Origin of the sequence: Streptomyces sp. NPDC085900, assembly GCF_044540925.1 — a bacterium.
Taxonomy (GTDB): domain Bacteria; phylum Actinomycetota; class Actinomycetes; order Streptomycetales; family Streptomycetaceae; genus Streptomyces; species Streptomyces gilvifuscus.
Map to the genome: position 1 here is coordinate 90,351 of NZ_JBITSP010000007.1, position 18,078 is coordinate 108,428.

Annotated in this window: 16 protein-coding genes; 9 read left to right on the plus strand and 7 right to left on the minus strand. The window is 71.2% G+C overall.

Annotated elements, in window-relative coordinates; translation table 11 throughout:
- Positions 1-6: 6 nt before the first annotated feature.
- The 4 genes from ACIGDI_RS24400 to rsmI form a co-directional block, all read right to left on the minus strand.
- Positions 7-1,569: a ubiquitin-like domain-containing protein gene (locus ACIGDI_RS24400; RefSeq protein WP_399900223.1), complete on the minus strand. Its 1,563-nt coding sequence runs from the start codon at positions 1,567-1,569 to the stop codon at positions 7-9.
- 117 nt (positions 1,570-1,686) lie between these two features.
- Positions 1,687-2,574: a TatD family hydrolase gene (locus ACIGDI_RS24405; protein ID WP_399900226.1), complete on the minus strand. Its 888-nt coding sequence runs from the start codon at positions 2,572-2,574 to the stop codon at positions 1,687-1,689.
- A 46-nt stretch (positions 2,575-2,620) separates the two neighbouring features.
- Complete coding sequence (locus ACIGDI_RS24410) at positions 2,621-3,037, minus strand: hypothetical protein (protein ID WP_399900229.1); 417 nt, start codon at positions 3,035-3,037, stop codon at positions 2,621-2,623.
- A gap of 245 nt (positions 3,038-3,282) precedes the next feature.
- Entirely contained in the window at positions 3,283-4,143 is an 861-nt protein-coding gene (gene rsmI, locus ACIGDI_RS24415) for a 16S rRNA (cytidine(1402)-2'-O)-methyltransferase (RefSeq protein WP_399900232.1), read from the minus strand.
- Between the two features lie 96 nt (positions 4,144-4,239).
- Here rsmI and ACIGDI_RS24420 point away from each other — a divergent pair, with 96 nt between their 5' ends.
- The 3 genes from ACIGDI_RS24420 to ACIGDI_RS24430 all read left to right on the plus strand — a co-directional run bounded on the left by ACIGDI_RS24420 (position 4,240) and on the right by ACIGDI_RS24430 (position 9,471).
- Positions 4,240-5,979 (plus strand): dolichyl-phosphate-mannose--protein mannosyltransferase, encoded by a 1,740-nt coding sequence (locus ACIGDI_RS24420; RefSeq protein ID WP_399900235.1) that lies wholly within the window; start codon positions 4,240-4,242, stop codon positions 5,977-5,979.
- A gap of 94 nt (positions 5,980-6,073) precedes the next feature.
- On the plus strand, positions 6,074-7,699 hold the full coding sequence (locus ACIGDI_RS24425) for a penicillin-binding transpeptidase domain-containing protein (RefSeq protein ID WP_399900238.1): 1,626 nt from the start codon (positions 6,074-6,076) through the stop codon (positions 7,697-7,699).
- Between the two features lie 95 nt (positions 7,700-7,794).
- The gene (locus ACIGDI_RS24430; RefSeq protein ID WP_399900241.1) at positions 7,795-9,471 is read left to right on the plus strand and encodes a penicillin-binding transpeptidase domain-containing protein; all 1,677 of its coding nucleotides are present in this window, start codon (positions 7,795-7,797) and stop codon (positions 9,469-9,471) included.
- Between the two features lie 43 nt (positions 9,472-9,514).
- Here ACIGDI_RS24430 and ACIGDI_RS24435 read toward each other — a convergent pair whose 3' ends face one another.
- Positions 9,515-9,862, minus strand: a complete 348-nt coding sequence (locus ACIGDI_RS24435; protein WP_399900244.1) for an SsgA family sporulation/cell division regulator — start codon at positions 9,860-9,862, stop codon at positions 9,515-9,517.
- A gap of 165 nt (positions 9,863-10,027) precedes the next feature.
- Between ACIGDI_RS24435 and ACIGDI_RS24440 the strand changes: the two genes are divergently transcribed.
- The 6 genes from ACIGDI_RS24440 (at position 10,028) to ACIGDI_RS24465 (ending at position 14,972) form a co-directional block, all read left to right on the plus strand.
- A complete protein-coding gene (locus tag ACIGDI_RS24440) occupies positions 10,028-11,086 on the plus strand; it encodes an energy-coupling factor ABC transporter permease (protein WP_399900247.1) in 1,059 nt (352 codons plus the stop codon).
- A gap of 1 nt (position 11,087) precedes the next feature.
- Complete coding sequence (gene cbiQ / locus ACIGDI_RS24445; protein WP_399900251.1) at positions 11,088-11,849, plus strand: cobalt ECF transporter T component CbiQ; 762 nt, start codon at positions 11,088-11,090, stop codon at positions 11,847-11,849.
- On the plus strand, positions 11,837-12,616 hold the full coding sequence (locus tag ACIGDI_RS24450; RefSeq protein WP_399900254.1) for an energy-coupling factor ABC transporter ATP-binding protein: 780 nt from the start codon (positions 11,837-11,839) through the stop codon (positions 12,614-12,616). Before cbiQ ends, ACIGDI_RS24450 begins: the two co-directional genes overlap by 13 nt.
- 10 nt (positions 12,617-12,626) lie before the next feature.
- Positions 12,627-13,097, plus strand: a complete 471-nt coding sequence (locus tag ACIGDI_RS24455; RefSeq protein WP_399900257.1) for a MarR family winged helix-turn-helix transcriptional regulator — start codon at positions 12,627-12,629, stop codon at positions 13,095-13,097.
- Between the two features lie 195 nt (positions 13,098-13,292).
- A complete protein-coding gene (locus ACIGDI_RS24460) occupies positions 13,293-13,769 on the plus strand; it encodes an organic hydroperoxide resistance protein (protein WP_399901156.1) in 477 nt (158 codons plus the stop codon).
- A gap of 36 nt (positions 13,770-13,805) precedes the next feature.
- Entirely contained in the window at positions 13,806-14,972 is a 1,167-nt protein-coding gene (locus tag ACIGDI_RS24465; protein ID WP_399900260.1) for a serine hydrolase domain-containing protein, read from the plus strand.
- A gap of 3 nt (positions 14,973-14,975) precedes the next feature.
- Here ACIGDI_RS24465 and ACIGDI_RS24470 read toward each other — a convergent pair whose 3' ends face one another.
- Both ACIGDI_RS24470 and ACIGDI_RS24475 read right to left on the minus strand, forming a co-directional pair.
- Positions 14,976-15,251: a DUF1876 domain-containing protein gene (locus ACIGDI_RS24470; protein ID WP_351565100.1), complete on the minus strand. Its 276-nt coding sequence runs from the start codon at positions 15,249-15,251 to the stop codon at positions 14,976-14,978.
- Positions 15,252-15,319: 68 nt separating this feature from the next.
- Positions 15,320-18,076 carry a phosphoesterase gene (locus ACIGDI_RS24475; protein ID WP_399900263.1) on the minus strand — a complete coding sequence of 919 codons (2,757 nt, stop codon included), beginning with the start codon at positions 18,074-18,076 and terminating at the stop codon, positions 15,320-15,322.
- Between the last annotated feature and the right edge of the window lie 2 nt (positions 18,077-18,078).

Genomic DNA, 18,078 nt, shown 5'->3' on the forward strand with positions numbered 1-18,078 from the left:
CGCGGCTCACCCGTGCAGGCGCGTCCCGCAGTGCGGCCAGGGGCTCGCCCCGCGCCGCACGTACAGCTTCTTCGCCCGGAGCGTCTGCTCCTCCGCCGTCGCGTCCTGCGGCCGCCCGCTGCCGCCGAGGCTGTGCCAGGTGTGGGTGTCGAACTGGTACAGGCCCCCGTACGTCCCCGAAGGGTCGACCGCGTCCGGCCTGCCGCCCGACTCGCACGCCGCCAGCCCGTGCCAGTTCAGGCCGTCCGCGCCGTGCACGGACGTCGGCAGGGGCTTGGTGCCGACCCGCACGATCTGTCTGCGCGGCTCGCGCACCACGTCGGAGTCGGTCCTGCGCGGCTTCTGCCGGACGCCGTTGACGGTCCGCAGGGCGTAGGTGTCGCGTCGCAGGCCCGGCTGCCCGGTCTGCTCGACGACCTCCGTCCCCTTGAACAGCGTGGGGTCGTTCCTGCGTTCCGTCTCGAACGGGATCGGCTCCTCGCGGACCTCCTCGCTGCCGGTCACGCGCAGCACGGTCACGGTCTGTCCGTCGCGCGGGAAGCTGTCGCCCGGGACGGACGTGGTGTCCTCGCCGCGCAGGGTGACACCGGCCTCCTCGACCGCCTCGCGCACGGTCGCCGCGTTCGTGCGCACGGTGCGGGCGCGGCCGTCGGCCATGATCGTCACGGAGCGTTCGGTGCGGACGTCGAGGGCGAGGCCGGCGCGTCCGATGGGCTGGGAGCGCGAGACGGACATGTACGCGCCCTCCGCGCGCACGCCCAGTTGGTCGAGCGCCCCTTGCACAGTGTTCGCCGTGGTCCACACCTCGCGCCGGTGTCCGTCGAGCGTGAGCCGCACGGGGCGCCCGTAGTGCACCGCCACCTCGTCGCCGCTGGCGAGCGCCGTGCCGGGGGCGGGCGCGACCACGTCGTGCTCCCCCACGGCGACGCCCTCCTGCGCGAGGAGTTCCGTCACGTCGTCCGCGAAGGTGTGCAGGGTGCGCGGTTTGCCGTCGACGCTCAGCTCGATCGCCTTGTCGTTGGCGACGAACGCGGAGGTTCCGCCGGCGAGGAAGGCGACGACCAGCGCCTGGGGCAGCAGGCGGCGCACGGAGTCGTTCGGGCGCTCGGCGTACCGCACTTTGCGCCGGCGCGAACCGCGCCCGCTCGCCACGGCGCGCGCGGCCTCGTCGGGCGCCCCCTCGTTCACCACGCGCCCCGTCTGGCGCGGCAGCGCCGCCTCGTAGGGCTCGCGCGGCGCGTCGGCACCCTGTCCGTACGCCTCGTACGCCCCGTACGTCTCGTACGCAGGCGCGTACGGATCGCCGTACGCCCCGAGCGCACCGGACACCACCGGCGCCTCCGGCACCACGTGCGCCGCCGGAAGGGTCCGCGCGCTGTGCAGGTCGAAACCACGGTCACGGAAACCGCCGTCGCCGAACCCGCCGTCCAGCCCGCCGTCACCGAAGCCGTCGTCGAAACGGTCGTCGAAGCCGTCGCCGAAGCAGTCGTACCCCGGCGACGGCGGGTACGCCTCGGCCGGCGCGGCCGGGCCGTACTCCTCATACGTCTCGTACTGCGAGTTGCTCACGCCGACACGCTCCAGGGGCCGTTGGGTCCAGAGGGGTCCGGATCGGGCCAACAGAACCTAGCGGAGCGACCGTCACTCTCCAAAGCGACGCGGCTACGCACAGTCGTGCGTTATGGGTCAGTAATCGAAGGCGCGGGCGGTGTTCGCGGCGAGTGCCGTCGCCAGGACGTCCTCGTCGACGCCCCGGACGGCGGCCATGGCGCGCACCGTGACCGGAATGAGATACGGGGCGTTGGGCCGTCCGCGGTACGGCACCGGGGTGAGGAAGGGCGCGTCGGTCTCCACCAGCAGCAGCTCCGCCGGGGCCACCGCCACGGCGTCCCGCAGGTTCTGGGCGTTCTTGAAGGTGACGTTGCCGGCGAAGGACATGAAGTAGCCGGCGCGGGCGCACGTCTGCGCCATCTCGGCGTCGCCGGAGTAGCAGTGGAAGACGGTGCGCTCGGGGGCGCCCTCCTCCTTCAGCACGCGCAGTACGTCCGCGTGGGCGTCGCGGTCGTGGATGACGAGCGCCTTGCCGTGCCGCTTGGCGATCTCGATGTGGGCGCGGAACGAGCGCTCCTGCGCCTCCTTGCCCTCAGGGCCGGTGCGGAAGTAGTCGAGGCCGGTCTCGCCGACGCCCTTGACGTGGGGGAGCGCGGCCAGGCGGTCGATCTCGGCGAGCGCCTCGTCGAGCGCCGTGGCGCCCCCCGGTTCGCGCGCGCCCTGCCGGGACCAGCCGTCGGGGTCGCCGTGCACGATGCGCGGCGCCTCGTTCGGGTGGAGGGCGACGGCGGCGTGGACGGCGTCGTGGGCCGCTGCGGTCTCGGCGGCCCAGCGCGAGCCGCGTACGTCGCAGCCGACCTGGACGACGGTGGTCACGCCCACCGACGCGGCCTTGGCGAGCCCCTCCTCCACCGTGCCGGACTGCATGTCGAGGTGGGTGTGGGAGTCGGCGACGGGCACCCGGAGGGGCGCCGGGAGCGGCGGTGCGCTCTTGTCACCGGTCTTCGCGCTGGAGGAAGGCATGCCCCGATCCTACGAAAGGGGCATGCCGTCCCGGCCCGGGGAGCTGTCAGCTCGCCTTGCGCTGAAAGGGGTGCAGGAGATCGGACAGATGCCAGTGGTGGTGCTCCTTCGGCTCCACGCCGTCGGCGGCCGTCTCCGGCGCCTCCACGGGCCCGGCCTGCGGGGCGGTGGGCCGATGGGAGCGGTGCGCCGCGTCGTGCGCCGCGGAGACCCGCCCGGGCCCCATGATCCGCACGACGTGGGCGTCGCAGTTCTGGCAGGTCGGCCTGGACAGCGGGGAGGGGACGATCCTTTCGTTCGCCACGTACATCACGAACTCGTGGCCGTCGGCGTCCGTGTGGTGCTCTATCTCGTACGACTGCTCCCAGCCGTGCCCGCAGCGCATGCAGGCGAAGGAGTACGACTCGTGGACGACCGCGGTGGCCGCGCCGCGCAGGGCGGTCCGTCCTTCGATCTCGCTCATGCCAGCTCCTCTTGTCCGCTGGACAAAGGGACGGGTGCGTCCCTTCACCCAGTGGACGCTTCCGGCGGCGTGAGCGCAGCAGGCCTGTCGAGTGTTGGATCCGATTTGGATTTTCCTTGCCATACCACCCCCACTCGGCCCCTTGGGGCTTTGCTTTTCACGACAGCCCTTTGCCTGTCCGTGGGGCGCTCGCTCAGGCGAGATGCGCCCTGCTCAGAGGGGGTGTGGCGCAGTTCACGAAAGCCTCACGAACCACTCACCGAAGCGGCGTTCTTCGCGGCCACAACCGCGTCGAAGACCTCCCGTTTGGGCAGCCCGGCCTGGGCCGCGACGGCCGCGATCGCCTCCTTGCGGCGCTCCCCGGCCTCCTCGCGCAGGCGCACACGGCGCACGAGCTCCTCCGCGCTCACGTCCTGCGCGCCCCGCTCGGGCGCCCCCTCCACGACCACCGTGATCTCACCGCGCACCCCCGCGGCCGCCCACTCCGCGAGCTCCGCCAGCGGGCCGCGCCTGACCTCCTCGTACGTCTTGGTCAGTTCCCGGCACACGGCAGCCCGCCGGTCGGCGCCGAACGCCTCGGCCATCGCGGCGAGCGTGTCGTCGAGCCGGTGCGGGGCCTCGAAGTACACGAGCGTGCGCCGCTCCTCGGCGACCTCCTTCAGCCGCGTCAGCCGCTCCCCCGCCTTACGCGGCAGGAACCCCTCGAAGCAGAACCGGTCCACGGGCAGCCCCGACAGGGCGAGCGCGGTGAGCACGGCGGACGGGCCCGGCACAGCGGTGACCCGGATGTCCTTCTCGACGGCGGCGGCGACCAGCCGGTAGCCGGGGTCGGACACCGAGGGCATGCCGGCGTCGGTGACGAGCAGCACGCGCGCCCCGTTGACCAGCTCCTCGACCAGCTCCGGTGTGCGGGCGGACTCGTTGCCCTCGAAGTACGACACCACGCGGCCCTTGGGGGTGACGCCCAGCGCCTGGGTCAGCCGCCTGAGCCGCCGGGTGTCCTCGGCGGCGACGAGGTCGGCCCCGGCGAGTTCCTGGGCCAGTCGCGGGGGCGCGTCCGCGATGTCGCCGATGGGGGTGCCTGCGAGTACGAGGATTCCGGTCACGCCCCCATCCTCCCAGGGAGCGACGGAAGCGAACGCATTCGAACCCTTACCTGCCATGCACGGGACTCACACAGAACCGTTCCCTACGATGGCGCGGTGACCAGTACCGCGTCCTCCCCGGACACCCGGCAAGGCCAGACCCCCGAAGACGAGCGGCCGGCCTGGCAGCTGCGGCTGCGCCGTTTCGGATACTCGGCCGGGTACAGAAGCGACGTCCGTGAGCGTCTGGTGCCGCCGTTCGTCGAACCGAGCCCGCGGCTGTGGCAGGTGCTGGGCGTGCGGCCGGCGCTCGCCGGGCGCATCGCGCGCTGGTCGGGCTGGGGCGGCCCGCTGCTGGTGACGCTGCTGGCGGGCGTCATGCGGTTCTGGCACCTGGGCAGCCCGAACGCGGTGATATTCGACGAGACGTACTACGCCAAGGACGCCTGGGCGATCGTCCACCGCGGCTTCGAGGTCAACTGGGACAAGAACGCCAACGACCTGATCATCTCCTCCCACGGACACGTGAAGATCCCGACGGACGCGGCCTATGTCGTGCATCCGCCGGTCGGCAAGTACGTGATCGGGCTGGGCGAGACGATGTTCGGGTTCAACCCGTTCGGCTGGCGTTTCATGACCGCCGTGCTCGGCACGCTGTCGGTGCTGATGCTGTGCCGTATCGGCCGCCGGATCTTCCGCTCCACCTTCCTCGGCTGCCTGGCCGGCGCGCTGATGGCGGTGGACGGGCTGCACTTCGTGATGAGCCGCACCGCGCTGCTCGACGGCGTGCTGATGTTCTTCGTGCTGGCCGCGTTCGGCTGCCTGGTGCTCGACCGGGACCGGGCGCGCGCCAGACTCGCGGCCGCCCTCCCGGTGGGCCCGGACGGTCAGGCGCGGCCCGACGCGCACGTCGCCGAGTCCACCTGGCTGGGTCTGCGCCCCTGGCGGTGGGCGGCGGCCGTGCTGCTGGGGCTGGCGATCGGCACGAAGTGGAACGGCCTGTACTTCCTGGCCGCGTTCGCCCTGATGGCCGCGCTGTGGGACGTCGGGGCGCGCAGGACGGCGGGCGCCCGCCACCGGATCTCGCTGATCTGGGCGGCCGAGTCGATCGTCTCGTGGGTGGTGATGTCCGTCATCGCCGTCACCGTCTACCTGCTCTCCTGGATCCGCTGGATCCTCTCCCCCGCGGACGGCTCCGGCGGCTACTTCCGCAGCTGGGCCGCGACCGACGGCCGGGGCGGCAGCTGGACCTTCCTGCCGGACTGGCTGCGCAGCCTGTGGCACTACGAGCACGAGGTCTACGAGTTCCACATCGGCCTGTCCTCGCCGCACACGTACATGTCCAACCCGTGGAGCTGGATCGTCGACGGCCGCCCGGTGTCGTACTTCTACGAGTCCCCCTCGCCCGGCGCGGACGGCTGCGCCGCCGACGCGGGCCAGAAGTGTGCCCGGGAGGTCCTCGCGATCGGCACGCCGCTGCTGTGGTGGGTGGCCTGCTTCGCGGTCCTGTACGTCCTGTGGCGCTGGCTGTTCCGCCGCGACTGGCGGGCCGGTGCCATCGCCTGCGGTGTGGCGGCCGGCTATCTGCCCTGGTTCATGTACCAGGAACGGACGATCTTCTTCTTCTACGCCGTCGTCTTCGTGCCGTTCCTGTGCCTGGCGGTGGCGATGCTGCTGGGCGCGGTCATCGGCCCGCCGGGCTCCAGTGACACGCGGCGGGTGGCCGGAGCGACGGGCGCGGGCGTCCTGGTGCTGCTGATCGCCTGGAACTTCATCTACTTCTGGCCCCTGTACACCGGCACCGCGATCCCGATCGACAACTGGCGTTCACGTATGTGGCTGGACACCTGGGTGTAGCCGGTTTTCGTCCCCACATGGGCAACTTCCCTCACGCCCGCCTCTCCCGCCGCCTACAGTGCGGAGGATCGATGTACGGGGAACGGGGAGAGAGATGGCCAAGGGGGTCAAGGTCGCCGTCATAGGCAGCGTGTTCGCCGTGATGGTGGGCGGCGCCGGGTACGGCGCCTTCAACATCGTGTCGGCGCTGAACGGTGACGGCGACGGCGGAGCGGCGTCCGTGAAGACGGGGCCGCCGAGCAAGGACGAGATCAAGCAGACGTCGGCGAAGTTCCTGGCCGCCTGGTCGAAGGGGGACGCGGCCCGGGCGGCCACGTACACGAACGACGACGCCGGCGCCGAGCCGCTGCTGACGGCCTACGGCGAGAGCGCGCACATCAAGGACGTGAAGATCACCCCGGGCGCGGCGAGCGGGGCGACGGTGCCCTTCACGGTCAGGGCGACGGTGTCGTACGAGGGCAAGTCCAAGCCGTTGACGTACAAGAGCGAGTTGACGGTGGTGCGGGGCCGGACCACCGGGCGGGCGCTGGTCGACTGGCGGCCCTCGGTCGTCCATCCGCAGCTCAAGACCGGCGACACGCTGGTCACCGGCGAGTCGGCGAGCCCGGAGATCGAGGCCGTGGACCGCAACGGGGCCGTGCTGACCAAGGAGAAGTACCCCTCGCTCGGGCCCGTCATCGACACCCTGCGCCAGCGCTACGGCGACAAGGCGGGCGGCACGCCCGGCATCGAGCTGGCCGTCCACCACCAGGCGGAGGGGGTGGCCGACACCACGCTGGTGACCCTCGCCAAGGGCAGGGCGGGCAGGCTGCGGACCACGATCAGCGCGAGTGCGCAGGCGGCGGCCGAGACGGCGGTGAAGAAGTTCGACCAGTCGTCGGTGGTGGCCGTCAAGCCCAGTACCGGTGAGGTGCTGGCGGTGGCCAACAACCGCAAGGACCAGTTCAACGCGGCGTTCGAGGGCGAGGTCGCGCCCGGCTCCACGATGAAGATCATCACTGCGGCGATGCTCATCGACAACGGCGTGACCTCGATGAACGGCCCGGCGCCCTGTCCGCCGAGCGCCACCTGGCAGAGCCAGACCTTCACCAACCTCAAGAACATGCAGCCCAACGAGAAGGCCACGCTCGCCAACAGCTTCCTGCGTTCCTGCAACACCGCCTTCATCAAGCTCATCGACGAGAAGCCGCTCACCGACTCCTCGCTCACGCAGGAGGCCGAGGACCGCTTCGGACTCGGCCGGGACAACTGGAAGACCGGCATCACCTCCTTCGACGGCAAGGTGCCCACGGTCAGCGGCCCGGACCGCGCCGCCAACGCCATCGGCCAGGGCCAGGTGCAGATGAGCCCGCTGAACATGGCGTCGGTGACCGCGACCGCCATCACCGGCAGCTTCCGCCAGCCGTACCTGGTCTCGCCGAACCTGGACGACCGCGAACTGGCCACCGCGAAGGGCCTGTCCGCGAGCACCTCCGGCCAGCTGAGGCAGATGATGCGGCTCACCGCAACCCAGGGGACGGCGATGAACGCCATGGCCGGATTGCGCGGTGACATCGGCGCCAAGACCGGTTCCGCGGAGGTCGACGGGCAGACCGTGTCCAACAGCTGGTTCACCGGGTTCCGCAACGACATGGCGGCCGCGGCCATGACCGAGGAGGGCGGCCACGGCGGCACCGCGGCGGGCCCGATTGTCGCAGCTGTGCTACGGACGGCGGGCTGAAGTTTCCGCTCCGCTTCGGGACTCTAGGCTGTTGGCGTCGTTGGGATGGATGAGGGCAACGGGGACCCTGGGGAAGCAGCGGAGGAACGGGAACTGTGGGCAACAGAAGGCGCGTCGCCGAGCGACGGAAGACCAGGCCCGCCGTCATCGGCGGGATGATCGCCGTGGTCGTCGGCGGCGCCGGCCTCGGCGCCTACGCGCTGTACGGCCACGGGGCCTCGGCCGAGGACGGGGCGTCCTCGACGTCCGCGTCCTCGGGCGACCACAAGCACGTCAAGACCGGCCCGTTGTCGGCGACCGAGGTGCGGACCGCGGCCACGGAGTTCCTGACGTCCTGGAAGTCGGGCAAGGCCGACCGGGCGGCCGCCGTCACGAACGACCCGACGGCGGCCACCGCCCTGCTCACCGGCTACACCAAGGACGCCCACATCACGGGCGTCACCCTCACGCCGGGCACCCGCACCGGCGACAAGGTCCCCTTCTCCGTCAAGGGCACGGTCGCGTACAAGGGCATCAGCAAGCCGCTGGCGTACGCCAGTTCGCTGACGGTCGTACGCGACAAGGAGACCGGCAAGCCGCTGGTCGACTGGCACTCCTCCGTCGTCCACCCGGACCTGAAGGACGGCGACACCCTGGTCACCGGCGAGGCGGGGACGCCTCCGGTCAGGGCCTACGACCGTGACGGCGGCGAGCTGACGACCGCCGAGTACCCGTCGCTGGGCCCGGTCCTGGACGGCCTGCGCGAGAAGTACGGCAAGATCGCCGGCGGAAAGGCGGGCATCGAGCTCGACGTCGTGCGCGGCAAGGCCTCCCAGAAGGCCAAGCTGTCCGACAAGAGCCTGCTGACGCTGACCAAGGGCACCCCGGGCAAGGTGAAGACGACGCTGAGCCCCACCTTCCAGGCGGCGGCCGAGCGGCAGGTCGCCGCGAAGGACCGGTCCTCGGTCGTGGTCGTGCGCCCGTCGACGGGCGAGATCCTGGCCGTGGCGAACCACAACCCCGGCTTCAACACGGCTTTCCAGGGCTCCCTGGCGCCGGGCTCCACGATGAAGATCGTGACGTCGACGATGCTGTTCGAGAAGAAGCTCGTCAAGCCGGACCAGTCGCACCCCTGCCCCAAGACGTACAAGCTCGCGGGCTGGACCTTCCACAACGACGACAACTCGGAGATCAAGCAGGGCAGCTTCAAGCTGGCCTTCGGCGCCTCCTGCAACAACGCCTTCATCAACTTCGCGCCGAAGCTGTCCGACAGCGACCTGACGACGGAGGCCCAGCAGGTCTACGGCCTCGGTATGAACAACTGGGCCATCGGCGTCCCGACCTTCGACGGCTCGATCCCGGTGCAGAGCGGTGCGCAGATGGGTGCCTCGCTGATCGGCCAGGGCGGGGTGCGCATGAACCCGCTGAACATGGCGTCGGTCTCGGCGACCGTGGAGTCGGGCGTCTTCCGCCAGCCGTACCTGGTCTCCCCCGACGTCGACCACCGCACTCTGGCGAAGGCGTCCCGGACGATGTCCTCGCAGACGCAGACCTGGCTGAAGGAGGTCATGCGGTACACGGCGGGCTACGGTACGGCGGCCAAGGCGATGTCCGGCCTGAGCGGTGACGCGGGCGCGAAGACGGGCTCGGCCGAGGTGGACGGCCAGAAGAAGCCGAACGGCTGGTTCACCGCCTACCGGGGCGACCTCGCGGCGGCGGGGGTGGTCCAGGCGGGCGGTCACGGCGGTGACACGGCCGGTCCGATCGTGGCGGCGCTGCTGAAGATGGGCTGAGCGACGGCGTCCGGGCGCCGCCTGCGCGGGCGGGCGGTGCCGGTCAGCGGCTGACGGGTGCCGCCGCCATGTAGGTGCGGCGCAGGAACCTGAGCAGGGCCTTCGTCTCGAACTGCACCACCGAGACGCCCTGTGGGGAGTGGAACTCGACGACCGCCTGCACGCGGCCGCACGGCCATACGCGGACCTGTCCGGTGCCGGCCGGGGCACGCAGGCCCTGTTCGAGGAGCGAGCGGGAGCAGGTCCATTCGGGGGTGCCCGGGAGGGCGAAGCGCACCGAACGCGGGTCGGCCTCCGGGTCGTAGCGCAGGATGACGGGGACCGCTTCGTCGACCGGTATCGCGTCGTCGGAGACGATGTGGGCTCGCGCGTACTGTTCGACTACAGACATCGTGACGGGCCTCTCACGCTGCGTGACCTGTGTGGAATATGTGCGTCCACCCCCTTCCAATGTCCCATATTTTCCCGTTCATGCCTCTTGACGAATGAGCAGCGACCCGACATACGACTAACTCGCTCTTGCAAGAGGTTCGCAACAAGGCATTATCATCGAACGGTGCATGTGCCTGACGGATTCATCAACGCGCCCACCTCGGCCGCGACCGGCGTGGTCGCCGCTGCCGCCGTCGCCGTGAGCCTGCGCGGCGCGCGACGCGAACTGGACGAGAGAACAGCCCCGTTGGCCGGTCTGGTGGCGGCGTTCATCTTCGCGGTGCAGATGCTCAACTTCCCCGTCGCGGCCGGTACGAGCGGGCACCTGCTGGGCGGGGCGCTGGCGGCGATCCTCGTCGGCCCCTACACCGGTGTGCTCTGCGTCTCCGTGGTCCTGCTCATGCAGGGGATCCTCTTCGCGGACGGCGGGCTGACCGCGCTCGGCGTCAACATCACGGACATGGCGATCGTCACGACGGTCGTCTCGTACGCCGTCTTCCGCGTCCTGGTGAAGGTGCTGCCGCGCGGGCGGCGTTCGGTCACCGTCGCCTCCTTCGCCGCCGCGCTCCTGTCGGTGCCGGCCGCGGCGGTGGCGTTCACCCTCATCTACGCCGTCGGCGGGACGACCGACGTCTCCCTCGGCGAGGTCGCCACCGCGATGATCGGCGTGCATGTGCTCATCGGGCTCGGGGAGGCGGTGATCACGGCGCTGACGGTGGGCGCGGTGATCTCCGTGCGCCCGGATCTCGTGCACGGCGCGCGCGGCCTGCGACAGCGCCTGAAGCTGCGCGTGAACGGCGCGCTCGTGGATGTACCGGCCCCCGACGGGGCGCGCACGGCGCCCGTCGCGGCGCGCACCTCCCGCCGCACGCTGTGGATCACCGGTCTCGCGACCTCCCTCGTCCTGGCGGGCTTCGTCAGCTTCTACGCCTCCTCCAGCCCCGACGGACTGGAGAAGGTCGCGCATGACAAGGGCATCGACCAGAAGGCCCAGCGGCACACCTCGGCCGGCTCCCCGCTGGCCGACTACGGCGTCAAGGACGTCGAGGACGCCCGCCTGTCCGGGGGGCTGGCGGGCGTGATCGGCGTCGGCGTGACGGTGGTCGCGGGGAGCGCGGTGTTCTGGGTCGTGCGCCGCCGGCGTACGCCGGACGTCTCACCGACGAGCACGAGCGCCGTCTGACATGGGCGCGGGACACGCACACCGGCTCTACCGGCACGGGCACTCCCCCGTGCACGCCCTGCCGCCGCACACCAAGCTCGCCGCCGCCTTCGCGTTCGTCGTGGTCGTCGTCTCGACCCCGCGGGAGGCGATGTGGGCCTTCGGCCTGTACGCCGTCCTCCTGGGTGCCGTCGCGCACCACGCGCGCGTGCCGGCCGGCTTCGTCCTCAAGCGGCTGCTGATCGAGGTGCCGTTCGTGGCGTTCGCGGTGCTGATGCCGTTCGTGGCGGAGGGCGAGCGGGTGGACGTCCTGGGGGTGTCCCTGAGCGTCAACGGCCTGTGGGGCGCGTGGAACGTGCTCGCCAAGGGCACGCTCGGCGTGGCCACGTCGGTCCTGCTGGCCTCCACCACCGAGCTGCGCGAACTGCTGCTGGGCCTGCAGCGGTTGAAGCTCCCGCCGCTCCTCGTCCAGATCGCCTCCTTCATGATCCGCTACGGCGACGTCATCACCGACGAGATGCGGCGCATGCGGATCGCGCGGGAGTCGCGCGGGTTCGAGGCGCGGGGCGTGCGGCACTGGGGGGTGCTCGCGAAGAGCGCGGGCGCCCTGTTCATCCGCTCCTACGAGCGCGGGGAGCGCGTGCACCTGGCCATGGTCAGCCGCGGATACGCCGGTTCGATGCCGGTCATCGACGAGGTGACCGCGTCCCGGACGCAGTGGTCGCACGCCCTCGCCCTCCCCTTCGCCGCCCTTGTCGTCTGCCTGCTGGGATGGACCCTGTGACTGTCGAGACGCCCTCTCTGGAAGTGGCCGGACTGGCCTTCGCCTACCCCGACGGCCACCAGGCGCTGTTCGGCGTGGACTTCCGCGTCGAGCGCGGCGAACGGGTCGCGCTGCTCGGCCCGAACGGCGCGGGCAAGACGACGCTCGTGCTCCACCTCAACGGCATCCTGACCGGCGGCGCGGGAACGGTGACCGTCGCCGGGCTGCCCGTCGGCAAGCGGCACATGGCGGAGATCCGGCGCCGGGTCGGGATCGTCTTCCAGGACCCGGACGACCAGCTGTTCATGCCGACCGTGCGCGAGGACGTGGCGTTCGGGCCGGCGGCGGCCGGGCTCAGGGGCGGCGCGGACCTGGAGGAGCGGGTCGACCGGGCGCTCGCGCTGGTCGGCATGGCGGAGTTCAAGGACCGTCCCCCGCACCACCTCTCCTTCGGACAGCGGCGCCGCGTGGCCGTCGCCACGGTCCTCGCCATGGAGCCGGAGATCCTCGTCCTGGACGAGCCCTCCTCCAACCTCGACCCGGCGTCGCGCCGCGAACTGGCCGACATCCTGCGCGCCCTGGACGTGACGGTCCTGATGGTCACCCACGACCTGCCCTACGCCCTGGAACTGTGCCCGCGCTCCCTGATCCTCAGCGAGGGCGTGATCGCCGCGGACGGCAGGACCGGCGAACTCCTCTCCGACGACGACCTCATGCGCGCCCACCGCCTGGAGCTTCCCTTCGGCTTCGATCCCCGTTCGGTGACGGCGGGCACGGGCCGTCCGTGACAATGGGCGCGTGACGAACGAGGACCACACGCCGGCCGCGGCCTCGCCGCTGCTCGACGACCAGCTGTGCTTCGCGCTGTACGCGGCCCAGCGCGCGGTGACCGCCGCCTACCGCCCGGTGCTGGAGGAACTCGGCCTCACCTACCCCCAGTACCTCGTGATGCTCGTCCTCTGGGAGCGCGGCGAGACGACGGTGAAGGAGCTCGGCGCAGCCCTGCGGCTCGACTACGGCACGGTGTCGCCGTTGCTCAAGCGGCTGGAGAGCGCCGGGGTGGTGCGCCGGGAGCGCGCGGCCCACGACGAGCGCTCGGTGCTCGTCGCGTGCACGGGGCGCGGAGAGGAACTGCGGGAGCGTGCGGCGTGCGTGCCGGGCGCCCTGCTCACGGCGACGGGGCTCGGCACCGAAGAGGTCGCGCGGTTGCGCGAGGAGTTGTGGAGGCTCGCGGAAAGGGCGCACGAGGCGGCAGAGCGCCCCGCCTGACGGCGCGCGCCCCGTGGGGGTTCGGGGCGCCCTCTTACCGGGGCCCCCCCCCCCCCCCGGGGGCCCCCCCCCCCCCCCCCCGCCTCCCGTTACCCCCGGTTGCATCCCCCCGATCCCCCATCCCGACCTACCGGCCAGTACCTTGTGCACGATGTACTCGCGCGCACTCGTTCTGGGGGGCCATCCATGAGCGCCATGAGCGACGACCTCACCGTCGGCACCAGCACCGGCACGGACACGGGCACCGACACCCGTCCGACGAAGATCATGTACGTCGCCGAGGCGACCGCGCACGGCGGCCGGAACGGCTACGTCACCAGCCAGGACGGCCACATCCAGCTCAAGGTGGCGATGCCGCCGCAGCTGGGCGGCGACGGCGACGGCACCAACCCCGAGCAGCTCTTCGCGGCCGGCTACAGCTCCTGCTTCCACAACGCCCTGATCCTCGTCGGCAACCGTGAGGGCTACGACCTGACGGGCTCGACCGTCGCCGCCAAGGTCGGCATCGGCCCCAACAGGACGCGCGGCTACGGCCTGGCGGTCGCCCTCAGCGTCTCCCTGCCGGTCCTGGACCCGGACGTCGCGGCGAAGCTGGTGGACGCGGCGCACGAGGTGTGCCCGTACTCGAACGCGACCCGCGGGAACATCGACGTGACGATTCTGCTTGGTTGAGTAGGACAGCGGAACAGCGCGAGGAGGAGCACGGACGTGGACGTGAACGGTGCGGTGGCCGAGGGCTTCGAGCCGGTCAGGGAAGCGTTCGTGAGGAACTTCGACGTGCTCGGGGACCGCGGCGCGGCGGTGGCGGTCTACCGGGACGGGCACAGGGTCGTCGACCTGTGGGCCGGGACCAGGGACGTCGACGGCACCGAGCCCTGGCAGCACGGCACCGCGCAGATCGTGCGCTCGGCGACCAAGGGCGTCGCCGCCGCCGTACTCCTGCTGCTGCACCAGCGCGGAGAGCTCGATCTGGACGCGCCGGTCGGCGAGTACTGGCCGGAGTTCAAGGCGGCCGGAAAGGAGCGGACGCGGGTGTGGCACCTGCTCGCGCACCGGGCCGGCGTGCCAGTGCTGGACACGCCGCTCACGCCCGCGCAGGCCGCCGACCCGGACCTAGGCGCCGAGGCGGTCGCGGCGCAGGCGCCGGTGTGGGAGCCGGGGACGGACCACGGGTACCACGCGCAGACGTACAGCTGGCTGACCGGCGAGCTGGTGCGGCGGGTGACCGGGCGGGACATCGGCGAGTGGATCGCCGGTGAGATCGCGGGCCCGCTCGGCGCGGACCTGTGGCTCGGGCTGCCCGACGGCGAGCGGGCGCGCGCGGGCCGGGTGGCGCAGATCGATCCCCCGGCCGACCCGCGCGGTCTCAGGACGCGCCCCAAGCGGGAGGTCTCCGAGGCCTACGCCGACCCCGCCTCCCTCACCCGCCGTGCCTTCGCCGCGATCACGCCGCTGCCCGACGAGAACGACCCCGCCTACCGGGCCGCCGTCCTGCCCGCCTCCAACGGCGTCGCGACGGCGGACGGACTGGCCCGTTTCTACGCCTCGCTGATCGGCGAAGTGGACGGCGGCGCACGCCTGTTCACGCCGGAGACGGTCGAGCTGGCCCGCGCCGAACGAAGCGCGGGACCGGACCGCGTGCTGGTCGTGGCGACCAGGTTCGGCCTGGGCTACATGCTGCATGGAGCGGCTTCCCCGCTGCTGTCCCCCACCTCCTTCGGTCACCCGGGCCGCGGCGGCGCTCTCGGCTTCGCCCACCCCGAGTCGGGTATCGCCTTCGGCTATGTGACCAACGGCTTCAGGAAGAGCGTGACGGCGGACCCGAGGGCGCAGGCCCTGGTACGGGCGCTGCGCGCGTCCCTCGGTTCCGCCTGACGCTCAGACGTTGATCGGGTGGGAGGTCCGGCCGGAGGCCGAGTCGATCTCGCCGTGCGCCTTGGTGAGCAGTTGCATGGCGAGTTCGTTCAGCGCCCGCGCGCCGGCGATCTCCTCGCCGACCCTCGGCTGATTGGAGTCGGTGTGGTGGCGGCTCGCGTGCCCATGGGCCCGTACCTCGCTCCCGTCGGGCAAGCGAACCATCGCGACGGCCCGTGTGTGCGTCTCGTCCTCGCTGAACTCCATCTCCACGTGCCATCCCACAGCGGTGTGCATCATGTCGATCACCTCCGGAACACCTGCTTCCAGAGTGCTCCTGGGGGCTCCTTCGCGCGAGGGGTGCCGGGTCAGCCGTCGGACTCCGCGGAGGGGAGGTAGGCGCCGGGAACGTCGTTCGGCGCGTAGACCTTCTTGTCGCCGGGGTAGGGCTTGGTCCAGTTGTGGGTCTGGTACCAGGTGTAGCGGTTCATCTGCTCGTTGTTGGCGTAGTCGGGCACGGCGTGCGGGCCGGTCAGGCGCTGGTGCGAGGCCCACGTCTTCCACTCGTCGGCGAGCGCCTGCTTGGCCTCGGGGACCGCGGCGGACGTCGGGGCGGCGGCAGCCGAGGGATCCTGCGGCGCCGGGGTGTCCGAGCCGCAGGGCGGCTGCGGGCTGACGCCGAGCGTGAGGGAGGTGCGGTTGGGCACGGCCGTGAACGGCGTGTTGTCCGGCTTCAGCGTGAACGCGCCGTACATCGGGGTGGCCGCGCTGTCCTTCTGGTTCATCGGGTGGATCCCGAGGATCTGCTCGATGGTGCGGATCATCGTGATCTGCGAGTAGTAGTGGCTGTCGACGGTGTCGCGCTGGGCCCAGGGGCTGATGATCTGGACCGGGGCGCGGTGGCCGTCGACGTGGTCGAGGCCGTTCTGGGAGTCGTCCTCCACGACGAAGATCGCCGAGTCCTTCCAGTACCTGCTGTGGGAGATCTCGTCGACCATGCGGCCGACGGCGAGGTCGTTGTCGGCGACTTCGGCGGCGGCGTTGGCCGGGCCGCCGGTGTGGTCGTTGGAGAACCAGAACATGTTGAGGTTCGCCGGGCCGTTCTTCTCGAAGTCCTGCTTCCAGATCTGTTCCTTGTAGATGTCCGGGACGCTGAGGTCGAACATCGGGAAGCCCTGGACCGACACCTTGTTCAGGGAGGGGATCGCCGAGCCGGTCTGGATGGGGTACTGGGTCTGCGCGCCGGTGGCTTCCATGTTCTTGCTGTCGCAGTACAGGTTCTGCCAGGTGGCGTCGGCCGGCTTGCTCTCCAGCGACTGGAACTCGCCGAAGTCCTTGACGGACTTGCCGGCCGCTTGCGCGCCGCTCCAGATGAAGCCGGACTTCTGGTGACCGAGGGCGTCGTTCTCGGTGTCGTAGCTGCGCTGGTACTCGCCGGCGGAGGACTCGGTGTACTCCGGGTTGTCCGACTGCATCAGCCAGTTGTGGCCCTCGGCGGAGTTGGTGCCGACGTCGTAGAAGTTGTCGTAGAGCCCGAACTGGTCGGCGAGGGCGTGCTGGTTGGGGGTGACGTTCTCGCCGAAGGTGGTGAGGGTGGAGTCGCCGTCGCCCTGCGGGAGGTCGCCGTAGACCTGGTCGTAGGTGCGGTTCTCCTTGACGAGCAGGAAGACGTGCTTGATCGTCGAGGGGTCGCCCAGGCGCAGCGGGACGGGGAGCGCCGGCACGTGGCTCTTGCCGCTCGAGGTGACGACCGAGCCGGGCGTCCAGCCGTTCTGCTTGAAGACCTTGGCGGTCTGGGCCCGCACGACGTGGTCGTCGGGCAGTGTGAACCGCGTGATGCTGGACGTGGTGTCGTGGGTGCCGTGGCCGGCGGCGGTGGTGGGGCGGCGGGCGTCGATGCCGCGGGTGTTGGAGACGACGACGTCGTCGCCGACGGTGGTGATCTCCGAGGGGAAGTAGTCGGTGGGCAGCAGGCCGACGTAACTGGCCGGTTCCTGCGGCGACTTGTAGCGGTAGACGGCGACCGCGTTCGCGCGGCCGAGGGTGACCAGCAGACGGCCGTCGTCGGTGAGGGTGACCGCGTCCGGCTCGTAGCCGACCTTCGCCTCGGGCCACGGCTGGGTCGCGATGGTCTGGACGACCTTGTCCTTGCGGGTGTCGATGACCGAGACGTTGTTGTCGGCGGTGTTGGTGACGAACACCGCGCCCTTGGCGGCGTACACCGCGGTGGGGTGCAGGCCGACGTCGATGGAGTCGACCGCGGCGGACGGGTCGGTGGTGTCGATGACGCTGACGGTGCCGGTGGTGGTGGCGCCGGTGTCGGGGTTCGCCGGTACGTCGGTGCCGTACGAGTTGATGGTGGTGTCGCCGTCCTCGGCGGGGCGGCCGCCCTCGTTGCTGACGTACAGCTTGCCGTCGGCCAGGGCGAGGCCGCGCGGGGCGTTGCCGACGGCCCAGCTGTGCTGGACGGTTCCGGTCGCCGCGTCGAGGGCGACGACGCGGTTCTGGCCGTTGACGGCCGCGTACACGGTGGAGCCGTCGGCGGAGAACACGGCGCCGGCCACGAGCGCGTGCTTGTCGCCGTCCGCCGGGATCGGGACGGCCACGGGGTTGGAGAGGGTGCCGTCGGAGCCGACGGTGAACTTCGTGTAGCCGTCGGTCTGGCCGAGCCACAGCTGGGTGCCGTCGGGCGAGTAGGTGGGGCCCTCCTGGCCGACGGAGGCGCTCTTGATGCGCAGGTCGTCCGCCTTGTTGGTGCCGACCTTCTGGATCACCTGACCGGTGCTCAGGTCCATGATGACCAGGGAGGCGTCGCCGTCGGCGACGGAGGCGGCGAGGTGACCGCCGTCCGGGCTGACCGTCGACGACATGATCTTGCCGTCGTTGACGACCGTGCGGCTGCCGTACGGCTTGAGGAACTGGTCGCTGGAGATGACCTGTCCCTCGGGGGTGTCCTCGGCGACCTGCCGGCTGCCGAACTGCCACGTCGAGGCGACCGCCGTGCCCGTGACGCCGAGGGCGACGGCGATGCCTGCCGTCACCAGCACGGCGCGGCGGCCGACGCGTCTGCCGAAGAGGTTGACCTGCTCCTTCTCGTCAACCCGGCGCTGCCGTGTTACCTGCATGG